Origin of the sequence: Kushneria phyllosphaerae (assembly GCF_900312995.1) — a bacterium.
Classification (GTDB): Bacteria; Pseudomonadota; Gammaproteobacteria; order Pseudomonadales; family Halomonadaceae; genus Kushneria; species Kushneria phyllosphaerae.
On record NZ_ONZI01000004.1, the window covers coordinates 409634 to 430424 of the forward strand.

18 protein-coding genes are annotated in these 20791 nt (G+C 59.1%); 4 read left to right on the forward strand and 14 right to left on the reverse strand.

The window, feature by feature from the left end; all coding sequences use genetic code 11:
• Positions 1 to 13: 13 nt before the first annotated feature.
• From KSP9073_RS15090 to KSP9073_RS15105, 4 genes are all read right to left on the reverse strand, one after another.
• The gene (locus tag KSP9073_RS15090; RefSeq protein ID WP_165814274.1) at positions 14 to 958 is read right to left on the reverse strand and encodes a Bug family tripartite tricarboxylate transporter substrate binding protein; all 945 of its coding nucleotides are present in this window, start codon (positions 956 to 958) and stop codon (positions 14 to 16) included.
• Between the two features lie 63 nt (positions 959 to 1021).
• Entirely contained in the window at positions 1022 to 1933 is a 912-nt protein-coding gene (gene kdgD, locus KSP9073_RS15095) for a 5-dehydro-4-deoxyglucarate dehydratase (protein WP_108843782.1), read from the reverse strand.
• Positions 1934 to 2099: 166 nt separating this feature from the next.
• The gene (locus KSP9073_RS15100) at positions 2100 to 3224 is read right to left on the reverse strand and encodes an L-talarate/galactarate dehydratase (RefSeq protein ID WP_108843990.1); all 1125 of its coding nucleotides are present in this window, start codon (positions 3222 to 3224) and stop codon (positions 2100 to 2102) included.
• A 149-nt stretch (positions 3225 to 3373) separates the two neighbouring features.
• A complete protein-coding gene (locus KSP9073_RS15105; RefSeq protein WP_108843783.1) occupies positions 3374 to 4480 on the reverse strand; it encodes a LacI family DNA-binding transcriptional regulator in 1107 nt (368 codons plus the stop codon).
• 261 nt (positions 4481 to 4741) lie between these two features.
• On the opposite strand from KSP9073_RS15105, the gene KSP9073_RS15110 reads away from it, so the two are divergent.
• A complete protein-coding gene (locus KSP9073_RS15110) occupies positions 4742 to 5695 on the forward strand; it encodes a tripartite tricarboxylate transporter substrate binding protein (RefSeq protein WP_108843784.1) in 954 nt (317 codons plus the stop codon).
• 67 nt (positions 5696 to 5762) lie between these two features.
• Here KSP9073_RS15110 and KSP9073_RS15115 read toward each other — a convergent pair whose 3' ends face one another.
• The 10 genes from KSP9073_RS15115 to KSP9073_RS15165 form a co-directional block, all read right to left on the reverse strand.
• Complete coding sequence (locus KSP9073_RS15115) at positions 5763 to 7106, reverse strand: enolase C-terminal domain-like protein (protein ID WP_108843785.1); 1344 nt, start codon at positions 7104 to 7106, stop codon at positions 5763 to 5765.
• Between the two features lie 400 nt (positions 7107 to 7506).
• Entirely contained in the window at positions 7507 to 8304 is a 798-nt protein-coding gene (locus tag KSP9073_RS15120; protein ID WP_108843786.1) for an NAD-dependent epimerase/dehydratase family protein, read from the reverse strand.
• Between the two features lie 36 nt (positions 8305 to 8340).
• The gene (locus KSP9073_RS15125; RefSeq protein WP_108843787.1) at positions 8341 to 9621 is read right to left on the reverse strand and encodes a TRAP transporter large permease; all 1281 of its coding nucleotides are present in this window, start codon (positions 9619 to 9621) and stop codon (positions 8341 to 8343) included.
• 5 nt (positions 9622 to 9626) lie between these two features.
• Complete coding sequence (locus tag KSP9073_RS15130) at positions 9627 to 10160, reverse strand: TRAP transporter small permease (protein ID WP_207771496.1); 534 nt, start codon at positions 10158 to 10160, stop codon at positions 9627 to 9629.
• A gap of 64 nt (positions 10161 to 10224) precedes the next feature.
• On the reverse strand, positions 10225 to 11223 hold the full coding sequence (locus KSP9073_RS15135) for a TRAP transporter substrate-binding protein (protein ID WP_108843788.1): 999 nt from the start codon (positions 11221 to 11223) through the stop codon (positions 10225 to 10227).
• Between the two features lie 358 nt (positions 11224 to 11581).
• Positions 11582 to 11740 (reverse strand): YqaE/Pmp3 family membrane protein, encoded by a 159-nt coding sequence (locus tag KSP9073_RS15140; RefSeq protein ID WP_108843789.1) that lies wholly within the window; start codon positions 11738 to 11740, stop codon positions 11582 to 11584.
• A 243-nt stretch (positions 11741 to 11983) separates the two neighbouring features.
• Complete coding sequence (gene budC, locus KSP9073_RS15145) at positions 11984 to 12745, reverse strand: meso-2,3-butanediol dehydrogenase (protein WP_108843790.1); 762 nt, start codon at positions 12743 to 12745, stop codon at positions 11984 to 11986.
• A gap of 145 nt (positions 12746 to 12890) precedes the next feature.
• A complete protein-coding gene (gene epsC, locus KSP9073_RS15150) occupies positions 12891 to 13829 on the reverse strand; it encodes a serine O-acetyltransferase EpsC (RefSeq protein ID WP_108843791.1) in 939 nt (312 codons plus the stop codon).
• A gap of 220 nt (positions 13830 to 14049) precedes the next feature.
• Positions 14050 to 16434, reverse strand: a complete 2385-nt coding sequence (locus tag KSP9073_RS15160; RefSeq protein WP_243409260.1) for an ATP-dependent DNA helicase — start codon at positions 16432 to 16434, stop codon at positions 14050 to 14052.
• The gene (locus KSP9073_RS15165) at positions 16431 to 18152 is read right to left on the reverse strand and encodes a VRR-NUC domain-containing protein (RefSeq protein WP_108843793.1); all 1722 of its coding nucleotides are present in this window, start codon (positions 18150 to 18152) and stop codon (positions 16431 to 16433) included. The genes KSP9073_RS15160 and KSP9073_RS15165 overlap by 4 nt, the downstream gene beginning before the upstream one ends.
• A 132-nt stretch (positions 18153 to 18284) precedes the next feature.
• Between KSP9073_RS15165 and KSP9073_RS15170 the strand changes: the two genes are divergently transcribed.
• The 3 genes from KSP9073_RS15170 (at position 18285) to KSP9073_RS15180 (ending at position 20702) form a co-directional block, all read left to right on the forward strand.
• Positions 18285 to 19085, forward strand: a complete 801-nt coding sequence (locus KSP9073_RS15170; protein WP_108843794.1) for a transporter substrate-binding domain-containing protein — start codon at positions 18285 to 18287, stop codon at positions 19083 to 19085.
• 82 nt (positions 19086 to 19167) lie between these two features.
• Positions 19168 to 20286, forward strand: coding sequence for a succinylglutamate desuccinylase/aspartoacylase family protein (locus tag KSP9073_RS15175; protein WP_108843795.1), 1119 nt, complete (start codon positions 19168 to 19170; stop codon positions 20284 to 20286).
• Positions 20287 to 20450: 164 nt separating this feature from the next.
• A complete protein-coding gene (locus KSP9073_RS15180; protein ID WP_108843796.1) occupies positions 20451 to 20702 on the forward strand; it encodes a CsbD family protein in 252 nt (83 codons plus the stop codon).
• The last annotated feature ends 89 nt before the right edge of the window (positions 20703 to 20791 follow it).

A 20791-nucleotide genomic window follows, 5' to 3' on the forward strand; every position in this document is an offset into this window, starting at 1 on the left:
AATGCCTCCCGCTTTACTGGCGGATCGCTTTGGCTTCTTCAATCAAGGGCTTGGAGGTTCTTTCGACGAATTGGTCCAGCTCATCGCCATACAGGGGGCTGATGTCAGAGCCCATGCTTTTTGCGGCTTTCTGGAACTGCGGATCCTCAACGGCCTGCTTGACTGCCTCGACCCACTTCGCCTCGATGGCCGGATCAAGCCCTTTCGGAGCGGCAATACCTCGCCACTGGGAAAGCTCGAAGTCATGCCCGGACTCTTCCATGGTCGGCGTGTCCGGCAGTGCGCTACTGCGCTCTTCGCCAGTGGTCACAATGGAAGTCAGACGATCACCATTGATGGCCGAAATCACTTCCGAAGGATTGAGGACCACGCCATCGATATGACCACCCATCGCCGCAGATACCGCTGCAGAACCGCTATCAAACGGAATGACTTCGATATTGAGCCCCAGCGCCTCGCCCAGCATCAGCGAGACGATATGCGTGGAAGACCCCACCCCGGAGGCACCGATACGCAGCGGCTCGCCGCTGGACTTGAGGTCACTGCTCAGACTGTCCAGATCCTGCCAGGCATCGTTTTTGCGTACGGCCAGCACATAGGGCTCTACGAGTACGCGAGCGATGTAGTCAAAGTCGTCCTTCTTGAAGGCCACATTGCCCAGGCCTTCCAGCGTAAAGGTCGCATTGGTCGGAATGGTGACGGTATAGCCATCCGGCTTGGAGGCCACGGCTCGTGAAAAGCCTACCGCACCGCCGCCACCGGACAGGTTGCGCACCACGATGGTGGCGCCCAGGGCCTTTTCAAGCGACGGCTGCAGCGCGCGTACCACGTTGTCGGCGCCACCACCGGCCGACCAGGGCACAATGAATTCGATATTCTTGGAAGGATAGTCGGCCGCCATGCTCATGCTGCTGGCCAGCATCGTGGCAGCACCCAGTACACCCAGTAATCTTTTCATGTCATCGATCTCCCTGGAGGCCCGCACAGGCCACAACCTGTACGAGCCCATGATTATGAATGATCAGCGAACGCGCTCGATCAGCACCTTGAGCTTCTCGACTTCTTCTGCGTTGGGCATGGTCAGCGGTGCACGCACGTTGCCCGCCGGGTAGCCCACTTGAGCGGCACCGGCCTTCACGAGGCTGACCGCATAGCCACGGCACGTATCGCGCATGGCAATGAAGGGGATGAAAAAGTCACTGGTCAGGCGCGCCACGGTGTCATGGTCGCCGGCACGCAGGGACTTGTAGAAATGCACGGCCATCTCGGGCACGAAATTGAACACTGCCGAGGAGTAGGTGTTCACGCCGATGGACAGATAGGCTTCGGCAAAGATTTCAGCCGTCGGTACGCCACCGATGTAGATCAGGCGGTCGCCCACGGTCTTGATGATGGTATTGAGCGACTGGATGTCCCCGCGACCATCCTTGAGCCCGATCAGGTTGGGGCACCGCTCGGCCAGCGCCTTTACGGCCTGTGCTTCCAGTGCGCCGTTGGCACGGTTGTAATAGATGACATTGAGGCTGGTGGCGTTACAGATTTCAGCAGCGTATTCAACGATGCCTTCCTGTGAACACTCGGTCAGATAAGGCGGCATCAAAAGGATACCGTCTGCACCGGCGGCTTCAGCGGCGGCAGCGTGCGCCTTGGCCATGGTGATGCTCTGACCGGCGCTGGCGATGACCGGTACGCGACCGGCGGTTTCTTCCACGGCCACCCGGACGATTTCACCGAACTCCTCAAGGCCCAGGTTAAAGAACTCACCCGTGCCGCCGGCCACAAACAGCGTGGAAATCTCGTATTCGAGCAGCCATGCAATGCGCTTGCGATAGCTTTCGGCATCGAATTGACCGGCGCTATCAAAGTCCGTGACCGGGAAGGAAAGCAGGCCATCGCCTGCGGCACGCGTAACGTCAGCTCGTGAAAACGTCATAATGGGTCCTCTGGATTGGCCTGCCCCGCCGCGCGGTGGAGCGTTGTCGCTACTTTGTCATACATCATACTTTTAAAGCCATTATACGAAGGGCATAGACTGCCCCTCGAATCAGGCCTCAATCACTAAAGATTTCGAGCACTGCAGGTCTCAAACACTACGGGTCTCAGGCACTGAAAGTCTGATGGGCGATGGTCCACTTGCGCGCCTGCTCGGTCAGGGTAATGCCAAGGCCCGGGCGGTCCGGCACAATCATGCGACCATTGCGGGTTTCAAGAACTTCATTGAACAGCGGCGCCAGCCAGTCGAAATGCTCGACCCAGGGCTCGGTGGGATAGGCCGCCGCCAGGTGCAGGTGGATTTCCATGGCAAAGTGCGGCGCCAGCTGCAGTCCGGCCTGAGAGGCCAGCGTTGCCAGCTTCAAAAACTGGGTGATACCGCCGATGCGCGGCGCGTCGGGCTGAATGATATCGGCACTGCGATGCTCGATGAGCCTGACGTGCTCGGCAACGCTTGAGAGCATCTCGCCGGTAGCGATCGGGGTATCCAGCGCCGCCGCCAGTGCGGCATGGCCTTCGGCGTCGTGAGCATCCAGCGGCTCTTCGATCCAGACCAGTTCGTATTTTTCCATGGCGCGGCCAAAGCGCAGGGCGCTGGCGCGGTCCCACTGCTGGTTGGCGTCCACCATGAGCGGCACGTTGTCACCGATGTGGGCGCGCACGGCGGCCACCCGCTCCAGATCGATGCGCATGTCGGGCTGACCGACCTTGATCTTGATGCCTGCAATGCCGCTTTCCAGCGAGTGCGTGGCATTTTTGAGCACTTCATCGATCGGCGTATGCAAAAAGCCGCCGGAGGTGTTGTAGCACTGCACCGAGTCACGATGCGCCCCGATCAGCTTGGCCAGCGGCAGGCCGGCTCGTTTGGCCTTGAGATCCCAGAGCCCGATGTCGATCGCGGCAATTGCCTGAGTGGAGACCCCGCCCCGCCCGACCGATGCCCCGGCCCAGACCAGCTTTTGCCACAGCTTGTCGATGTCGCTGGGGTCTTCGCCGATGATGGCCGGCGCAATTTCGCAGGCATGGGCATACTGCGCATAGCCACCGGCACGCTTGGAATAGCTGAAGCCAATGCCGGTATGGCCATCACGCGTGGTGATCTCGGCAAACAGAAAAGAAACTTCGGTCATCGGCTTTTGCCGACCGGTCAGTACCTTGGCATCACTGATAGGCGTGGCCAGCGGCAGCAGGACATGGGAGAAGGTAATCGAGGAAATGGCATCAAAGGACATGGTGACTCCAAGGCACATGGACCGACCCTGAACAAGGCTGCGGCCAGTTGATGTTAGCGCTATCATTGCGCTTTATATCACCTCGCCTGTCAACCGAAACCAAGGTCTAATGTCCCGGGTCATCGTTGACCCGTGGGCGAACCATCAGGTCAGGAAGGCAGTGCCGACCGTGATGCCAGCGTGGTCTGACGGGCCATGATTTCAAAGCCCACATCCAGTACCTCGCCTACCGGCTCAGGATTGGCCGCGTTAAAACGCTTCAAAAGATGCTCGGCGGTCAGGCGGCCGATTTCGGCCCCGTCAATACGCACCGTGCTCAATGAAGGCCAGGTGGCCGCGGCAAAGCTCATGTCGCCAAAGCCCATGACCGCCAGCGTCTCAGGGACCACCATGGCGCGGCTCTGCGCTTCGGCAATGACGCCCATGGCCAGCGTGTCCGAACTACACACGATTGCCTCACAGTCAGGCATGTCCGCCAGCAGGGAAGCCGTCGCGGTTCGCCCGCCAACAAGGGTTGCCGGGGTATCGGCCCAGCAGGTCATGACCGCAATGCCCGAGTCAGGACGGGCTGCCTGCTCGACTTCAATGCGCGCATTGAAGCCTTCGGCGCGCTGATGTGAGCGCGGGTCATCAGCCATGGCCTGCCCGAAGCGCTGATAGCCACAGGCCAGCAGATAGCCTGCGACCGCAGCCCCGACCTCACGATGAGAAAAGCCGATCAGCATATCGAGCGGGTCATCACTCATGTCCCACATCTCGACCACCGGAATACGTGCGGCCTTGAGACGCGCTCGAGTGGCCTCCGAGTGGCGCGTACCGGCCACCACCAGCGCATCCGGTCGCCGGCTCAGCACGGTTTCCACCACCGCGGCTTCCTCTGTTGTCTGATAGCCGGTCAGACCCAGCAGCACCTGATACCCCTCCAGGGCCAGCGTATCGGTAATCGACTGCACGACGTCGGCAAACAGCGAATGCGCCACGGTCGGCACCAGTACCGCCACCATTTTGCTGCGACTCGATGCCAGGGCTCCCGCCACGCGATTGGGCACATAGCCGGTCTCGATAACGGCACGCTGTACCCGTTCACGGGTGCGCTCGCTGACAAGCTCGGGCTGATTGAGGGCACGCGAGACGGTCATGGCCGCCACACCGGCAGCCGCGGCCACATCGCTCAGGCGCACCGCGCCGGTGGCGCGCGGGTTATCCCGGCCCGAGTGGACAGACCCGTCAGGTCCGGAATCAAAGGAACGTCCCATGTCATTCTCCAGCGAAACATCGGCAATACGGCAAGGCTCATGGTACAGGCAAGACATCGGCCCGGATAATACCGCCGCATCAATTGCACTGTCTGACCTACGCCGCGCTTCCTGTCGCGGAACTGTTCCTGCAACGATAGTCGAAATGATAGCGCTAACAAAACCTGCGTAAGATGGTTTGGCAATCCCACAACCACCGTGGGTGAAGACGACACTGTCCGACAGTCGTCATGTCTTTACCCCGAGAGGGAACGGTTACACATGAAAAAGACACTATCCGTACTGGTCATGGCCACTGCACTGCCCGCCGCCGCATGGGCCGCCGACTACCCGACCAAAAATCTCGACATGATCATACCGGCCTCTCCCGGCGGCGCCGCAGACACCCTGATGCGAGCGCTTCAGCCAGGGCTTGAGTCATCGCTTGGTCGTACCATCGTGGTGCGCAACATGGGCGCCGGCGGCGGCGCACTGGCACTGACCCGCACGGTCACCGCCAAACCCGATGGCTATACCCTGACGCTGGCCAATAACCAGAATTTCACGCTGGAAGGCCTTGGGAACGTCGATTTCAAGTATCAGGATTTTGACTATCTGGCCCGCATTACCGAGGAACCCTATCTACTGGTCAGTAACAGGAATGACCAGTGGCAGGATGCCGGCGCACTGGTCGCCGATCTGAAAAAAAGCGGTAAACCGCTGCAGGTGGGCACCTCCGGGGTGGGCTCTTCTACCTACGTGGTCGCCTCCATGCTGGGCAGTCAGCTCGGTATCCCGGTTCAGGTAGTCCCCTTTGATGGCGGCTCACCGGCCATTTCGGCCCTGATGGGCAGTCATGTGGATGCCGTTGTGGTCAACCCTTCCGAGGTGCTTTCCCAGATTCGCGGGGACCGCCTGCAGGCAGTGCTGTCGACCGGCAGCGAGCGTAGTGACCTGCTGCCGGACGTGAAGACCATGAAGGAGCAGGGTTATGACCTGGCCGTCAGCCAGTGGCGCGGCATCGCAACGCCTGCCGGCGTCAGTGACGATGTCGAAAAGGCCTGGGTTGCAGCCGTCAAAAAGGCCGTTGAAGCGCCGGAGTTCAAGCGTTTTGCCGAGAGCACCGGTGTCGAGGTCAAACCGCTGTTTGGGGAAGATCTGGATACCTACGTCACCGACATGGCAGAGGTCATGATCCCCGCCTCGCAAAAGGTCGCCGAAAACAATAATCAGTGAGGCTGTCCTGTGCGCCGCCCTGTCGGGCGGCGCTTTTCTCATTCCATCGTACGCTTTATTTTCTTGATCAGCGCACCAGCGCCGGGCGTTTGGGATCGAATGTCCAGCCATCGATCAGATATTGCATGGCCATGGCGTCGTTTCGGGCCCCGGCCGGCAGGCTGCGATAAAGCGCATTCGCCTTCTCGATGGCCTCCAGATCGATCTCGATACCCAGACCCGGTGCATCAGTGACCGCGACATGGCCGTCAATGATCTCGGGGGACTCACGGGTCAGGCGCGCGTCACCTTCTTGCCAGATCCAGTGAGTATCCAGCGCGGTCACCGAACCCACGGCCGCAGCACCGACCTGAGCAAACATGGCCAGCGAAATATCGAAGTGGTTGTTGGAGTGAGAGCCCCAGGTCATACCGTGGTCGGCGCAGAGCTGCGACACGCGTACGGCGCCGGAAAGTGTCCAGAAGTGCGGGTCAGCCAGCGGGATATCGACTGAGCGCAGCATCAGGGCATGGGCCATTTCGCGCCAGTTGGTGGCCACCATATTGGTCGCCACCGGCAGGCCGGTGGCGTGACGAAACTCGGCAAGAATCTCGCGACCGGAAAAACCTTCTTCAGCACCACAGGGGTCTTCGGCATAGGCGAGCACGCCGTGAAGATCCTTGCACAGCGTAATTGCCTCCTGCAGGGACCAGGCGCCGTTGGGATCGATGGTCGTCCGTGCCTCCGGAAAGGCCTTTGACAGCGCCGTCACCGCCTCGATCTCACGCTCGCCGGGCAGCACGCCGCCCTTGAGCTTGAAATCGCGAAAGCCGTAACGGTCCTGCGCAGCCTGTGCCAGCTCCACGACGCGTTCGGGCGTCATGGCGGCCCTGTCACGCTGGCGATACCACTCATGTGACTGGCCGGGTGTCGACTGGCGATAATCCAGCGGGGTCTGCTCGCCGTCACCGATAAAGAACAGATAACCCAGCACTTCGACGCTGTCTCGTCGCTTGCCCTCGCCCAGCAGCTCGGCCACCGGCACGCCCAGATGCTGGCCCATCAAATCCAGCAGTGCGGCTTCAAGCGCCGCGACGGCATTGACGCGCAGCTCAAAGGTCCAGGCCCCCTTGCCGAAATCGTTGAAATCGGCCCGCTGGCCGCTGGCTGCCAGCGCCGACACCATCGAGCGCAATTTGCCCAGCGACTGGCCTTCCACCACCTGACGCGCCTGCTCAAGGGAGCGCTGAATGGTCTCGCCGCCGGGCGCTTCCCCGACGCCAGTACGACCGGCGCTGTCTTCAAGAATCAGGATATTGCGCGTAAAAAACGGGGAGTGTGCGCCGCCCACGTTGAGCAGCATGCTGTCGCGTCCGGCAACGGGTATGACCCGCATGGCCACAATGGTGGGTGTCTCGGTATGTTGTGCCATGGCAGTCCCTTGATGGATGAATGATCTCGCTGAGTATCAAAGCCTTGCTGAATACGCCGTTACAGGCACCTCATGAAGCGGTGTTATATACGCTTGGCATTTTTGAAACCGCAGCGCTGCAATTTCGGGCGACTTCAATCAATTAAGGCGGGCGACAAAGATGTCATACATCATACTTTTGGAACTACGCGACCTTGGTACATTGGACTTTGGCCATATTCATCAGGCAAGCCTAAATGGATGTATTAGCCCCCTGAAAATTAAATGAAAAGCCTGCCCCAGGGGGCAGGCTGACGACGCCAAAGCCATGGTCATGAAAGACCGACCATCTTCAAAAGGCGCATTGCCGGGTACGATTTGAATCATCGGAATGGCTGGTTCAATCGTCAGGATGGCCGGCTCAATCGTCGGGATGGCCAGTGCTGGCAAACTTGCCGCCCTGATAAACCACGGCGGGGTCATCGGGGTCGAGCTCTCCTGCAGCAGCTTCGGTTTCCGCACGCCACGGTTCGGAACTGTCCTTCGGCACCCAGCCCAGAAACGAGGACTTGCGGTTGTCCCACCAGCGCTCGCTGTTGTTCGAGACACCATAAATCACGGTACACCCCAGCTTTGGCGCCACAAACGCCCGCTCCAGCAGGGCCACGAAATCTTCCACGCTCATCCACGTGGCCATCATTCGGGTATCGGCCGGCTTCGGGAAACAGGAACCGATCCGCACGTTCAGGGTTTCAACATTGAACTTGTGATAGTAAAGACTGGCGAGATCTTCACCAAAGCACTTGGAGACGCCATAGAGCGAATCGGGACGGCGTGGCGAGTCGGTATCGATATACGTCGTGCGCGGATAATAGCCAATGGTGTGGTTGGAGCTGGCAAAGACGATTCGCGGCCGGCCATGATGTCGGGCGGCCTCATAAAGATTATAAGTACCGACGATATTGGCCTGAAGAATATCCTGCCAGGGCTTTTCAACCGAAATGCCCCCCAGATGCACAACACCATCACAGTCGCGCACCAGGTCACTGACGGCCGAGGCATCAGAAAGCTCGCAGCGCACGAACTCTTCATGATCGTCGTTTACCTCAAGCTCGACAATATCGGACAGGCGTACATGGCGCGCCAGACGTGATAGATGCGGACGCAGGGCCTGACCCAACCCACCGGCAGCGCCGGTCACCAGAAGACGATTCAGCATGCATGATTCCTTGTACGAGAGAGTAAAAAGGCAACGCTACTCGATCAGTCCGGGCAGCCACATCGAGATCATTGGTACGTAGGTCACCAGCATCAGCACGACAAAGAGCGCCAGATAAAACGGCCAGATGGTGCGCACGGCCTGCTCCATCTTGATCTTGCCAATCACACTGCCCACGAACAGACATGCACCAACCGGCGGCGTACAAAGGCCCATGCCGAGGTTGATCATCATGACCACGCCAAACTGGATAGGGTCCATGCCGAACTGCATGGCGATCGGTAAAAAGATCGGCGTGCAGATCAGAATCAGGGCTGCCATGTCCATGATCATGCCCAGTGCCAGCAGTGTCACATTGAGCAATAAAAGGATCACGATCGGATTATCAGAGATGCTCAGTAGCAGATCGGTCAAAAGCTCCGGCACGCTATATAGCGCCAGCAGGTAGGAAAACGCCGAGGCACAACCCACCAGAATCATTACCAGCGACGTCGTGCGCACTGACTGATACACCGCTTTTTTGAAATTGTCCCAGCGCAATTCACGATAGACCAGAGCGGTCACCACGATGGCGTAGATGGCGCCGAAGGCGCCTGATTCAGTGACCGTCAGAATTCCCGAGAGTACCCCGCCGACAATGATAATGGCCGTCATCAGTCCGGGCAGCGCCGCTATCAGGCTGATGATCAGGGTACGCCAGCCCGGGAAGGTCTCGGCCGGGTAGCCCCGTTTGACCGCCACCACATAGGCGGCCACGGCAAGGGCCACACACATCAAAACGCCCGGCACCACACCGGCCATGAACAGCTGGGTGACCGAAATACCGCCACCGGCGGCAACGGCGTAAAGAATCATGTTATGGCTGGGCGGGATGACCACACCGGCAATCGAGGAAGTGACCGTGACATTAACGGCATAATCGGCGTCGTAGCCCTTCTCTTTCATGACCGGAATCAGAATCGAGCCCAGCGCCGAGGTATCGGCCACGGCGGAGCCGGAAATGCCGCCGAAAAGCATCGAGGAGCTGACGTTGACCAGCCCCAGTCCGCCACGCACACGTCCCACTGCCGCCGAGGCAAGCCGCACCAGCCGATCAGAAATACCACCGTGAAGCATCAGCTCGCCGGCGAAGATGAAAAAAGGGATCGCCAGCAGTGAAAAGACCGAGATGCCCGAGAGAATGCGCTGAAAGCCGACAAAAAGCGGCAGGCCTTCATATAAAAAGGTGGTGACGGCGGCCAGACCCACGGCAAAGGCCACCGGGGCCCCGATCACAAGACCGATGGCGAATACGCCAAACAAAATTATCAGACCCATGCTTTTTACACCCTTGTTTTATGGGTAAGGCGCTCGACAATGTTGGCGCCGGCAAACACCACCATCAGGACACCGCAGATGGCCAGAGGCGCTGCCCGCCAGCTCTCCGTCAACCCGATCATGGGAATCGCTCTGGTGGTGTTATCCATCACCAGGATGCTGCCCTGCCAGGCCATGAACCCGCCAAAGGCGAGTACAAAAAGATCAGCAAGATGGCACATGATGGCTCTGGGAATGGCCGGCAGGGCCTCGCGAACCATATCAATGCTCAGATGCGTGTTATGGCGTACGCCGGCGGCGGCGCCCAGACAGGTGATATAGACCACGATGAGCAGCGAGGACTGCTCGACCCATGTTGGGGTGTTGTTGAGCACGTAGCGGCCAAAGACCAACCAGCCAAACGAGACGATCAGAAAGACCAGCAGCACACCCGAAACCATGATGCACAGATGGGCCAGCCCATCGAGCATACGCCCTGCCACGCCCATGCGCGGATGATCCTCGGGTATGTCTCTGATCTGATCGGTAGAACTATCCATGGTGCGTACACTCCCGGGCCCGCCTGACTGAAAACAGTCAGGCGGGCCTTTCGCGGTGGTTGTTTTACTGTGCGTTGCGAATATCGTTGAGCAGGGGCTCAAGATCGGGATGTTTTTTGACGAAGGCGGCGTAGATCGGCTCCATTTTTGCCTGGAAGGCCGGCTTGTCCACCTCATTGATTTTCGCACCGGCCGCGAGGACGTCTTCACGACTCTTTTTGGAACCTTCCGCCCAGAGCTTTCGCTGAAGCGTTGCGGCATCAACTGCGGCCTGACGCACGATCTCCTGATCCTGATCGGACAGCTTGTCCCAGCTGCGCTTGGCGATACACAGGCACTCGGGCAGGATCAGGTGTTCGGTTTCAGAGTAATATTTAGCGATCTCGTCATGACCGCTGGATTCATAGGAGGGGAAATTGTTCTCGGCCCCATCAAGCACACCGGTCTTCAGGGACTGATAGACCTCGCCATACGCCATGGGCGTGGCATTGCCGCCGAGCGCATCGATCATCTCGACGTAGAGGTCATTGTTCATGACGCGAACCTTGAGCCCCTGCATATCCTCGGGTTCATTGATGGGACGCTTGGTGTTGTAGACGCTACGGGCACCCGAATCGAACCAGGACAGTGCCACCAGATTTTTCTTTTCAAGGGCGTCTGCAAAACGCTGACCGATCTCGCCGTCCATGACCTTGTGCATGGCGTCAATGTCCTTGAACAAAAACGGCAGCGACAACACGTCGGTTTCAGGGACGATCGGCCCCATCGGGCCCATATTGAAGTTGGCGAAATTCAGCGCGCCACTGCGCGTCTGCTCGATGGCATCAGGCTGGTCGCCCAGCACACCGTTGTGAAAGATCTTTGCCTTGATGCGCCCGTCCGTATTCTCGGTCACTTCCTTGACGAAGCTGTCGAGCGCCACGCTGTTGGGATAGCCCTGTGGGTGAACGTTCCAGCCACGCCAGTTATCGGCATGTGCCGGCAGTGTCATGCCGGCCAGTACGCCAACCACGGCCGCGGCCTGAAGACAGTGAACGGGGTTCAGAGATAATCTGATCGACATGGCATGCTCTCCTGACGGTAAGTAATCAAAGCATTTCGCCGGGCAGCGCTGTTCCCGTCACGCTGGGCAGAAGATAGCCATGTCAAAGGGGAGTTCAGCGACCTACCAGAGGTCTGCCGGCTGTCGGATAAACAATACCTGACCTGCAGGGAACGGCATGGCAGGCAACAATTTGTCATACATCATATCTATCTCACCACTATACGATGTGTCATTGAACCATGTATGTAGAACATAGGTGTTGACTTTGCATGGCAACCTGTTAGCGCTAACATATGAATACCTTCCATTAAAAAAGGGAAGGCCCTTATAGGCCCTCCCTTTTAAAATCAGTATTTTGCAGACAGTTCAACCGATCCTAGCGACGCGCGATAATCCAGATGGCGTGAATAATGCCAGGAATATAGCCCAACAGTGTCAACAGGATGTTGACCCAGAACTGAAGCCCAAGCCCAACCTGAAGAAAAACGCCCACCGGCGGCAGCAAAATAGCGAAAATAATTCTGACGATATCCATATCTCGACCTCACTTCATTTCCAGAAAGTGTTGTTAAAGCACCAGTCATGCTGGCGACCAGATGTCTTACCAGCACTGCGTCCTGCTGGCGTGGTAGATACGGATATGAGGGCTTTTGATGTCAAAACCAAGACCGACACATGATTTGACATCAGGTCTTCCTGACATTGGGTATTCAAAAAGCCCTGTGTTCATATCCCTACCAAAGGACGCAAGTGTAGACGCACATTGATTATGGCGCGATCAGCTCAACCTAGGCTGGCCGTTGGAGGCCATGATGCCGCCGTCAACCGGCAGATTCACACCGTTGACAAAGCGCGCATCATGGCTTGCCAGAAAGACGATGACGTCACCGACTTCCTCGGCTTCAGCCGCACGGCCCAATGGCATGCGATCGGCGAAGGCCTTCATGAGATCCTCATTACCGGTAATGCCGCCGGTCAAATCACTTTTGGTGATACTGGGGCATACCGCGTTGACGCGAACGCCCTCATGTCCATAGTCAAGCGCCATGGCACGTGTCAGGTTGGTCACTGCGCCCTTGGAAGCGTTATACATGCTCATGCCCCAATCACCGCCCAGCCCTGAAACGGAAGAGACATTGACGATGGACCCCTTCGTTTTCAAAAGCTCCGGAAGCGCTGCACGACTGGCATAAAACACACCGTCCACGTTGATGCTCATCACCTGTTTCCAGTCATCGATGTCGGCCTCGTGCACTCTTCCACCCGGCGCGACACCGGCATTGTTGACCAGAACATCAAGTCGACCGAACCGCTCAATCACATCGGCCACCAGTCGATTCATGGCATCACCGTCAGAGACGTCTGCGCTGAGCACCAGCGTCTCGCTTTCAATGCTGTCGGCTACCCGCGCCAGCTTCTCTTTTGTGCGACCAATCAGCACCACTTTCGCACCTTCGCTGCCAAAACGACGCGCTGTCGCCTCACCGATGCCCGAACCTGCGCCGGTGACCATGACTACCTTGCCATCAAAGCGTTTCATCGTGCCTCCTGTTGAGAGTGCATGGGTGTCAGGGCTTTGGACGTCGAACGGCCTCCGATCATGAAGCCTTTCTAACACCAATCCAAACCGGGCTACCTGCCTCCCTCGGCTATTTATTTCATCCGCCGAAGATAACGGTATACATTTAGCAGGGCGATTTCTGCAGGCTGGCCTGAGAAACGTTGCTGTGCGGTTCAACACTTCGGGTCAGCCACACATTGCCGCCGATGATCGAGTCATGGCCGATGGTGACACGCCCCAGAATGGTTGCCCCCGCATAGATGACCACATCGTTTTCCACGATCGGATGGCGAGCATGGCCCTTTTCAAGCTGACCGCTTTCATCGGCCGGGAACCGCTTGGCGCCCAGGGTGACCGCCTGATAAATGCGCACCCGATCACCAATGATCGCGGTTTCTCCGATGACCACACCGGTGCCGTGATCAATGAAAAAGCCCGAGCCAATGCTCGCACCGGGATGGATATCGATGCCCGTGGCCGAGTGCGCCGCCTCGGACACCATTCGAGCCAGCAGCGGTGCGCCGGTTGAATAGAGCTGATGCGCCAGGCGGTGATAGATGATGGCGGTGATGCCCGGATAGCATAAAAGCACCTCATCCACGCTGCGTGCTGCCGGGTCGCCGCGATAGGCGGCCATGATGTCGATATCCAGCCAGTGGCGAATGGTCGGCAGCATGGCGCCAAAATCCCGCACGATGGTGACGGCCTGATCGGAGTGATCCTGCGGAGCTTCGCCACGGCGCATGGCCGTATGATCCAGCTCGAGCAACACCTGATCGAGCAGCGCATTAAGTGCGGCATCCAGCGTATAGCCGACAAAGTAGTCTTCGCTGTGATGACGCAGATTGGAGGGCCCCAGCCGCATGGGGAATACCGCCCCGATCACGGCTTCGACCACCTCGTTGATAATTTCACGCGAGGGCAGACTGCGCCCGCCGGACTCATTGGTCCGGCCATGATCGGCGCGCCACTGCTCGCGGGCATCCCGAAGTGAATGCACCACGCTATCGAGCTGCCAGTCGATGGCGTGGTCCGCCTTGCTGTAATGATTTAACCGTGCCATGTGAGTATCCCGGAGTGCCGGACGACACCGCAGCTCGAAGACACCGCGATGCGTCACGTCATGGATCAATATGCTGTTGAGCGTAGCGCAGTCGACCTGACACGGCCCGCTGATCTCGCCCTGATGTTTATCAGAAAAAAAGCCGCGCGTCGCATCGACAGGAACAATGTGTCCTTAAGTGGGCGCTTGAGCGCCGCTTTTCAATGAAGAGCGGCGCGCATCAGGTTGTGTTCTCCACCGGCCGTGCCCACCAGCTCGGCAAGAGGGTCTGAATGTCGCCGCGTCGAAAACGATCATCAATAAGATGAATAACCCCACGATCCTCGGGCGAGCGAATCACGCGACCGGCGGCCTGCACGACCCGCGTCATGCCGGGATACAGATAGGCATAGCGATAGCCGTCGCCGAACAGCGTCTCCATGCGCGCCTTCATCTGCTCGTTGACCGGATTGAACTGCGAAAGTCCAAGGGTGGCCACAAAGGCACCGATTAACCGCTCGCCGGGCAGGTCGATGCCTTCACCGAAGATCCCGCCCAGCACGGCAAAGCCGATGCCCTGCCCTGTCATTGTAAATCGCGCCAGAAAGGCATCACGCTCGGCCTCCGACATGCGCCGGGCCTGTGCCCACTGAGGGACGTCGGGGGCATGATTGGCCAGCGCTTCACTGACCTGCTCGAGATAGTCAAAGCTGCTGAAAAAGGCCAGATAGTTGCCGGGGCGCTGGTGAAACTGGCGCGCCATCAGTTCGGCAATGGGCACAAGGGATGCACGGCGATCGCGATAGCGCGTGGAGATATGCCCCGCAAGATGGACTTCGAGCTGCCCGGCCTCGAAAGGCGAGGCCATCTCGAGCCATGGCGTCATGGCGGCAAGCCCCAGCTGATCACGGTAGTAATGCCCAGGTGAGAGCGTGGCAGAAAACAGGATAGTGGCATGAGCGGCCTCAAAGCGCGGCGCCAGCAGTGGCGCCGGCACCACATTACGCAGTGACAGCGTCGCGCTGCGCCCGCGCCGTTCGATATCGAACAGGTAGTGACCGGGATCAACCTCGCCGGCCAGTTCGGCGATACGCCCGATCTGCATGGCATCAAACCAGGCGTCCAGTAGCGCACTTTCAATGCCGATCGGCGTATCGACCATCAGATCGCCCACGCTTGTGACAAACTGCGATAGTGCATTGAAGAGCTTGCGCGGTGGTGCCTCCAGGCACACGTAATCACCGTCATGTTCTCGCAGCAACGCCTTCCACTGGCGCCACAGCCGATCCAGCGGGCGCTTAAGTGCCGCCGGGGCATCGCGCCGGGCCGCCGCAAAACGGCCCTGATCAAACTCGGCGCCGTACATGGCCCGCCCGCGCTCGACAAGATTGTGGGCTTCATCAATGAGCAGGCTGACCCGCCACTGATGCTGTCGTGTCAGGGCGTAGAGCATGGCGCTGGTATCGAACCAGTAATTGACATCACCGATCACAACGTCACACCAGTGCGCCATCTCCTGCCCCAGATAATAAGGGCAGATGCGATGGGAAAGTGCGACCGCCCTGAGACTGGCATGATCCAGCCAGCCCTGCTGTACGGCGGCCTGACGCGCAGCAGGCAGTCGGTCATAAAAGCCGCTGGCCAGCGGGCAGCTCTCACCATGACAGGCAAGCTCAGGATGCTCGCAGGCCTTGTCGCGCGCGATCAGCTCCAGGGTTCGAACGCCCGGGGCATTGCCCTCCTCCTCATGGGCCGCCTCGTCCTTATGAGCAGCCTCGTCCTTATGAGCAGCCTCGTCCTCGCAGGCAGCTGCCATGCCCAGCGTGGTGAGCGCCTCCAGCGCCAGTCGGCGCCCGGTAGTGCGAGCGGTGAGAAAAAACAGGCGATCAAGGCGCTGTCCCGGCATGGCCTTGAGGGCCGGAAAGAGCGTGCCCAGTGTCTTGCCGATACCGGTGGGCGCCTGCAGCATCAGATCGCGCCGGGTACTGATCGCCTTGAACACGCTCTCGGCCAGCGCGCGCTGACCGGGGCGAAAATCGGTGTGCGGAAAGGCGAGCTGCGAAAGCGTCCGTGAACGGGCCGCCTCATGTGCCAGTTCCTGCTCGGCCCAGTCAATGAAGTGCTCGCACTGCGCGACAAAAAAGACTTCCAGCTCGGCGCGCGCCATCGTCTCCACCAGCACGCTTTCCTGCTGCTGTTCAATATCGAAATAGACCAGCGCGACTTCGATTGTCTCCAGCGCCCGCTCACGGCACATCAACGCCGCGTAGACCTTCGCCTGCGCCCAGTGCAGCGCCCGCTGATTGGCCGGCATGGCCTCAATATCGCCGCGACGAGTCTTCACCTCCTCCAGCCGCTGGCGTACCGGATCATAGCCATCGGCGCGCCCCCGTACGATCAATGCGCCATAGCGGCCTTCCAGTGTCACTTCATGCTCGTAGTGCTCGCCCCGGCGCGAGGCCACCACCTGGTGACCGGCAATGCCCTGCTGCGCGGTAGGTGCCGGCGTAAACCGCAGATCAAGGTCTCCCGCGCGCGCGGTGAATTCACACAGTGCCCGCACCGCCACGCGATAGCGCGGCGTGTCGTCGCCGTTTGATGCTGCGATGGCCCCCTCTGTGCTCAAGTCATGCCCTCATCATCGCCCCAGCGCACATGACAGACCGTGACCGGCATATCGTGACGGCCACAAAAGGCAATCCAGCGCTTCTGATTGTCCTGCAGCCGATCCCCCGGGCCTTTCACCTCGATCATTTCATAGCGAAGCGTGCCTTCAGGCGCATGCGGGTAAAAGCGAATCAGATCCGGCATGCCGGCGCGATTGGCGCGAATATCGGTCAAAAGCCGTTCAAACCAGCAGCGCAAATGCGCCGGCGGCAGGCATTGCAGCGACAGTGCCAGCAATTGATCATCCAGCGCGCCCCAGTGCACAAAAGGCGACTGGATGCCCTGTTTCTCACGGTAGCGCTGCACAATAATCTCGCGCCAGGAGCCCTCTTCAAGCCGCGCCAGACAGCGCATGAAGTGCTGCTCGCGCTGCGGATAAAACTCCGGGCGCATCAGGTCGGCAGGGCCACTCTGGAACGGGTGAAAAAACGCCCCCGGCAGCGGGGCAAAAATGGCCTCCCAGCACAGCAGACCAAAGAGCGCATTGATCAGTGTGTTTTCGACATAAAACACCGGCGCCTCGGGCGATGCCAGATGCCCACGTACGGCACGCTCCACGCAGCCACTGCGTGGCAGGATCAGATCACACCGTCTGGCAGAGGTTTCTGCCTCGCTCGGAGGCTTTTCCAGGCCCAGAGTGCGATGCAGGCGTGGCTGAATACGGGCGGCCTGTTGACGCTCGGCTTCACTGGTCGGCGCCTGTTGCGCCGCAATGCACAGCGCCAGCGCCTGATCATGTTCCGCCAGCTGCTCCAGCACCCGTATGTGACGAATACGCGCCTCGCCGTGGCCACTTTGCGCGTAGAGCCCGGCAGCGCGAGCAAGCTCTCCCTGACGCTCACAGTGTCGTGCAATGGCATAAATGACCCGCCCTCGGCGGGCCTCCAGCCAGAGGCTGTCCTCAAGGCGCACCGGCAACGCCGCCAGCACCTCATCCATGTCGTGGCCGGCATCGAAACGTTCCCGGCAGTCATGAATCTGCCAGTAGCGCTCGATATCCTCGCGCCGCTGAAACGCGCGGGACTCAGGTGTGAAGGGCACCACTTCAAAACGATAGATGCCCTGATCCGCCAGCACGAACTCGGAAAACTGCTGGCGCAGGTTGCCAAAAAACATCAGGCGCAGGCGTTCACACACGGCCATGACGGTCAGGCGAACCACCTCAGAGGTCAGGGGCTGCCCTGTCAGCGAGTGCCAGCCATCAAACGTCAGCGCCTGATCAAACACCGGTGTCAGAGCTTCTTTTAAAAGCGCCTTGCGATCGCGGGGCCTGGGGAGATGGTCACGGAACATGCCCACCAGTTCATCTCGTGTAAAAAGCTCGAAAAGCTGATCCAGCGTCAGGTCGGGACGAGCGTCCACCAGCGCGTGCTCGACCAGCGGGGCAAGCGCGGCACGAGTCTCTCCGATCTCGTCGTAAGCAAGACGATCGATGCGAAAAAGCTCGCCCTTGCGCATGACCATGCGTACCAGCAGTGCTCTGGAAGGCACGGGCAGCGCCTGAAAACGTGCAATGAAGTCACGCTCATCCTCATCAAGCAGATCGTCGTAACGCTCGCTGACCCAGGTCAGTACGTTGTCAAAATTGACCAGATAATAGCGCGGGTCGTTGAGCGAATCCGCAACGCTCAATAGGGGGGTATCGCCGGATGAGGTGACGGCAGGAGTACTGTTCATGTATCCATGATATCAGCGTGCCCGGGCCGGTGGCGAGAGATGTGACCCTGCACTGTTGCGCCCTGTCACGGCGGGTATACACTCGCTTCTCATGTCGACAATGGTATCGGCTTCACAACAAGGACAACGACAATGAAAAGACTGTTAAGCGCCACCTGTATGGCTACCCTGCTGATCTCGGGTGGCGCCATGGCCAAAACCCCGGACAACGTTAAACTGGCCATCGATGTGCCCTATGAACCCTTCGTGTATCGCGCGCCCAATGGGCAGCTTGAAGGGTTTGAGATTGACCTGGGCAACGAACTCTGCAAGCGCGCCAAACTCGACTGCAGCTGGGTCGAGCAGCCCTGGGACGGCATCATTCCGGGACTGATGGCACGCAAGTACGACGCGATCCTGTCTTCCATGGCGATCACACCCGAGCGCGAGCGTCAGGTGCTCTTTTCGATTCCCTATTACAACACGCCAAGCATCTGGATCACGGCCCGTGACCGCGATATCAGCATTGAGGATCATGACAGCCTCAAGGGGTTGAGCGTAGGGGTACAGCGTGGCTCCATTCGCGACGTCTATGTCACCGAAATGTACGGCGATGTGCTCGACATCCGCCGCTATGGCTCCTCTCAGGACGTTGAAAACGACCTTGAAAACGGTCGACTGGATCTGGCCTTCGAGGACTACCCGCTGGCCATCGAGAGCATTGACTTTCGCGATGATGACAGTCCGTTCAAACAGATTGGTCCTGAAATCAGTACGCCCAAACGCATTTTTGGCAGCGGCGCTGCCATGGCCTTTCGAACGCGAGACAAGGCGCTGGCCGAAACCTTCAATCAGGCCATTCGCGATGTCTACGCCGATGGCACCTTTGACAAGCTGATGCAGCAGTATTTTGACTATGACCTGTCCACGCCACCGGACAGCGCCAAACCCTGAGCCCACCGGTTTTGCGGTATTCACTCCCTGTATCTGGTGGCGCCCGGCGCCACCTTCATGAAAAAGGCCTCCGGACAATATCGTGGAACATCGCATTCATGAACTGAAGTCGGCCGTGCCCGGCACCGTCACTCGGCTACACAGCTTTCATTACGGCCCGCAGGACAGCGACCGCAGCGTCTACATCCAGGCATCACTGCATGCCGATGAGTTGCCGGGCATGCTGGTGGCCTGGAAACTCAAGCAGCACATGGCAGAACTGGAAGCTGCCGGGCGTTTACACGCACGCGTGTGCATCGTGCCGGTCGCCAATCCCATCGGGCTGACCCAGCAGCTGATGGATGTACCGCTGGGGCGCTATGAGCTGGAAACGCTGAAAAACTTCAACCGTCACTATTCGGACATGACGGCTGTGGTTGCCGAGGATCTGGAAGCAGTGCTGGGCGATAAGGAAGCTGATAATACCTGCCTCATCAGGGCACGCTTTCTGGCCGCGCTGGAAGATACATCACCGGCCAATGCCCTTGAGTCGCTGCAGCTGACCTTGCAGCGTCTGGCCTGTCAGGCCGATTATGTGCTGGATCTACACTGCGACTTCAACGCCGTGGCGCATTTGTACACGACCCCGGCGGCCTGGCCGACGTTTGAACCCCTGGCACGCTATTTCGGCGCGCGCGCCAGCATGCTGGCCACCGATTCCGGCGGCCAGTCCTTTGACGAGTGCTTTACGCTGGTGTGGGAGCAGCTGCGCGAGGGGTTTGGTGAGCGCTTCCCGATCGGCTACGGCACGCAGTCCATCACCCTGGAGCTTCGCGGCCAAGACGACGTTGATCATGATCTGAGTAATCACGACAGTCGCGCCATCGTTGACTGGATGATGCAGCTTGGGCTGATCCATGGAGAAGCACCGCCACTGCCATCGCTGCCCTTCCCGGCCACGCCGCTGTCGGCCATGGAATTTCTCACGGCGCCCGAAGGCGGACTGCTGGTCTTTCACGCCCACCCCGGTGATCAGGTGGTCAGCGGCCAGCTGGTGGCCGAGGTGATCGACCCGATCAGCGACGTGGTCCATGAGGTTCGCGCCTCGCAGGACGGCATGATCTATGCCAGAAGCCAGCGGCGCATGGCCACTGCCGGCATGATCGTGGCGGATCTGGCCGGCCATGAAAGTCGTCGCAGCGGCTATCTTCTGGCGCCCTGACCGTCGGCATTATTGCGTGACGCCTTACATACGGTCGACCCCGTCATGCTTTCCTGATGTGACAATTTTGTGATGCCGAAATGCAGATAATTCTGGCGAAATGGCCAACATGAGATAACTTTAAGAAAGTACAAGGTTCATCCACACATCGGAGTCAGGACACCATGTTCAAGAATCAGATTGAAGGCGAAACCAAGAACGCAGTAGGCAAGGCGCAGGAAGCCTATGGTGACTTTACCGATGATAACGAGCACCGCACCGAAGGCCGCCTGCGCAGCGCCGCAGGTCAGGTACAGTCCCAGTACGGTGAAGTCGTCGACAATGCGCGCGAATTCACGGTCAAGCAGCCGGTCGGCGCACTGGCCATCGCGGCAACCGTTGGTTTTGTACTGGGCGCGCTGATCACACGTCGCTGATCACTGCTCAAGTACCATTACTAAAGTACAATGGCCATGAAAAAAACCGGCTCCTCTGGAGTCGGTTTTTTTGTGCCTGCATCACACAG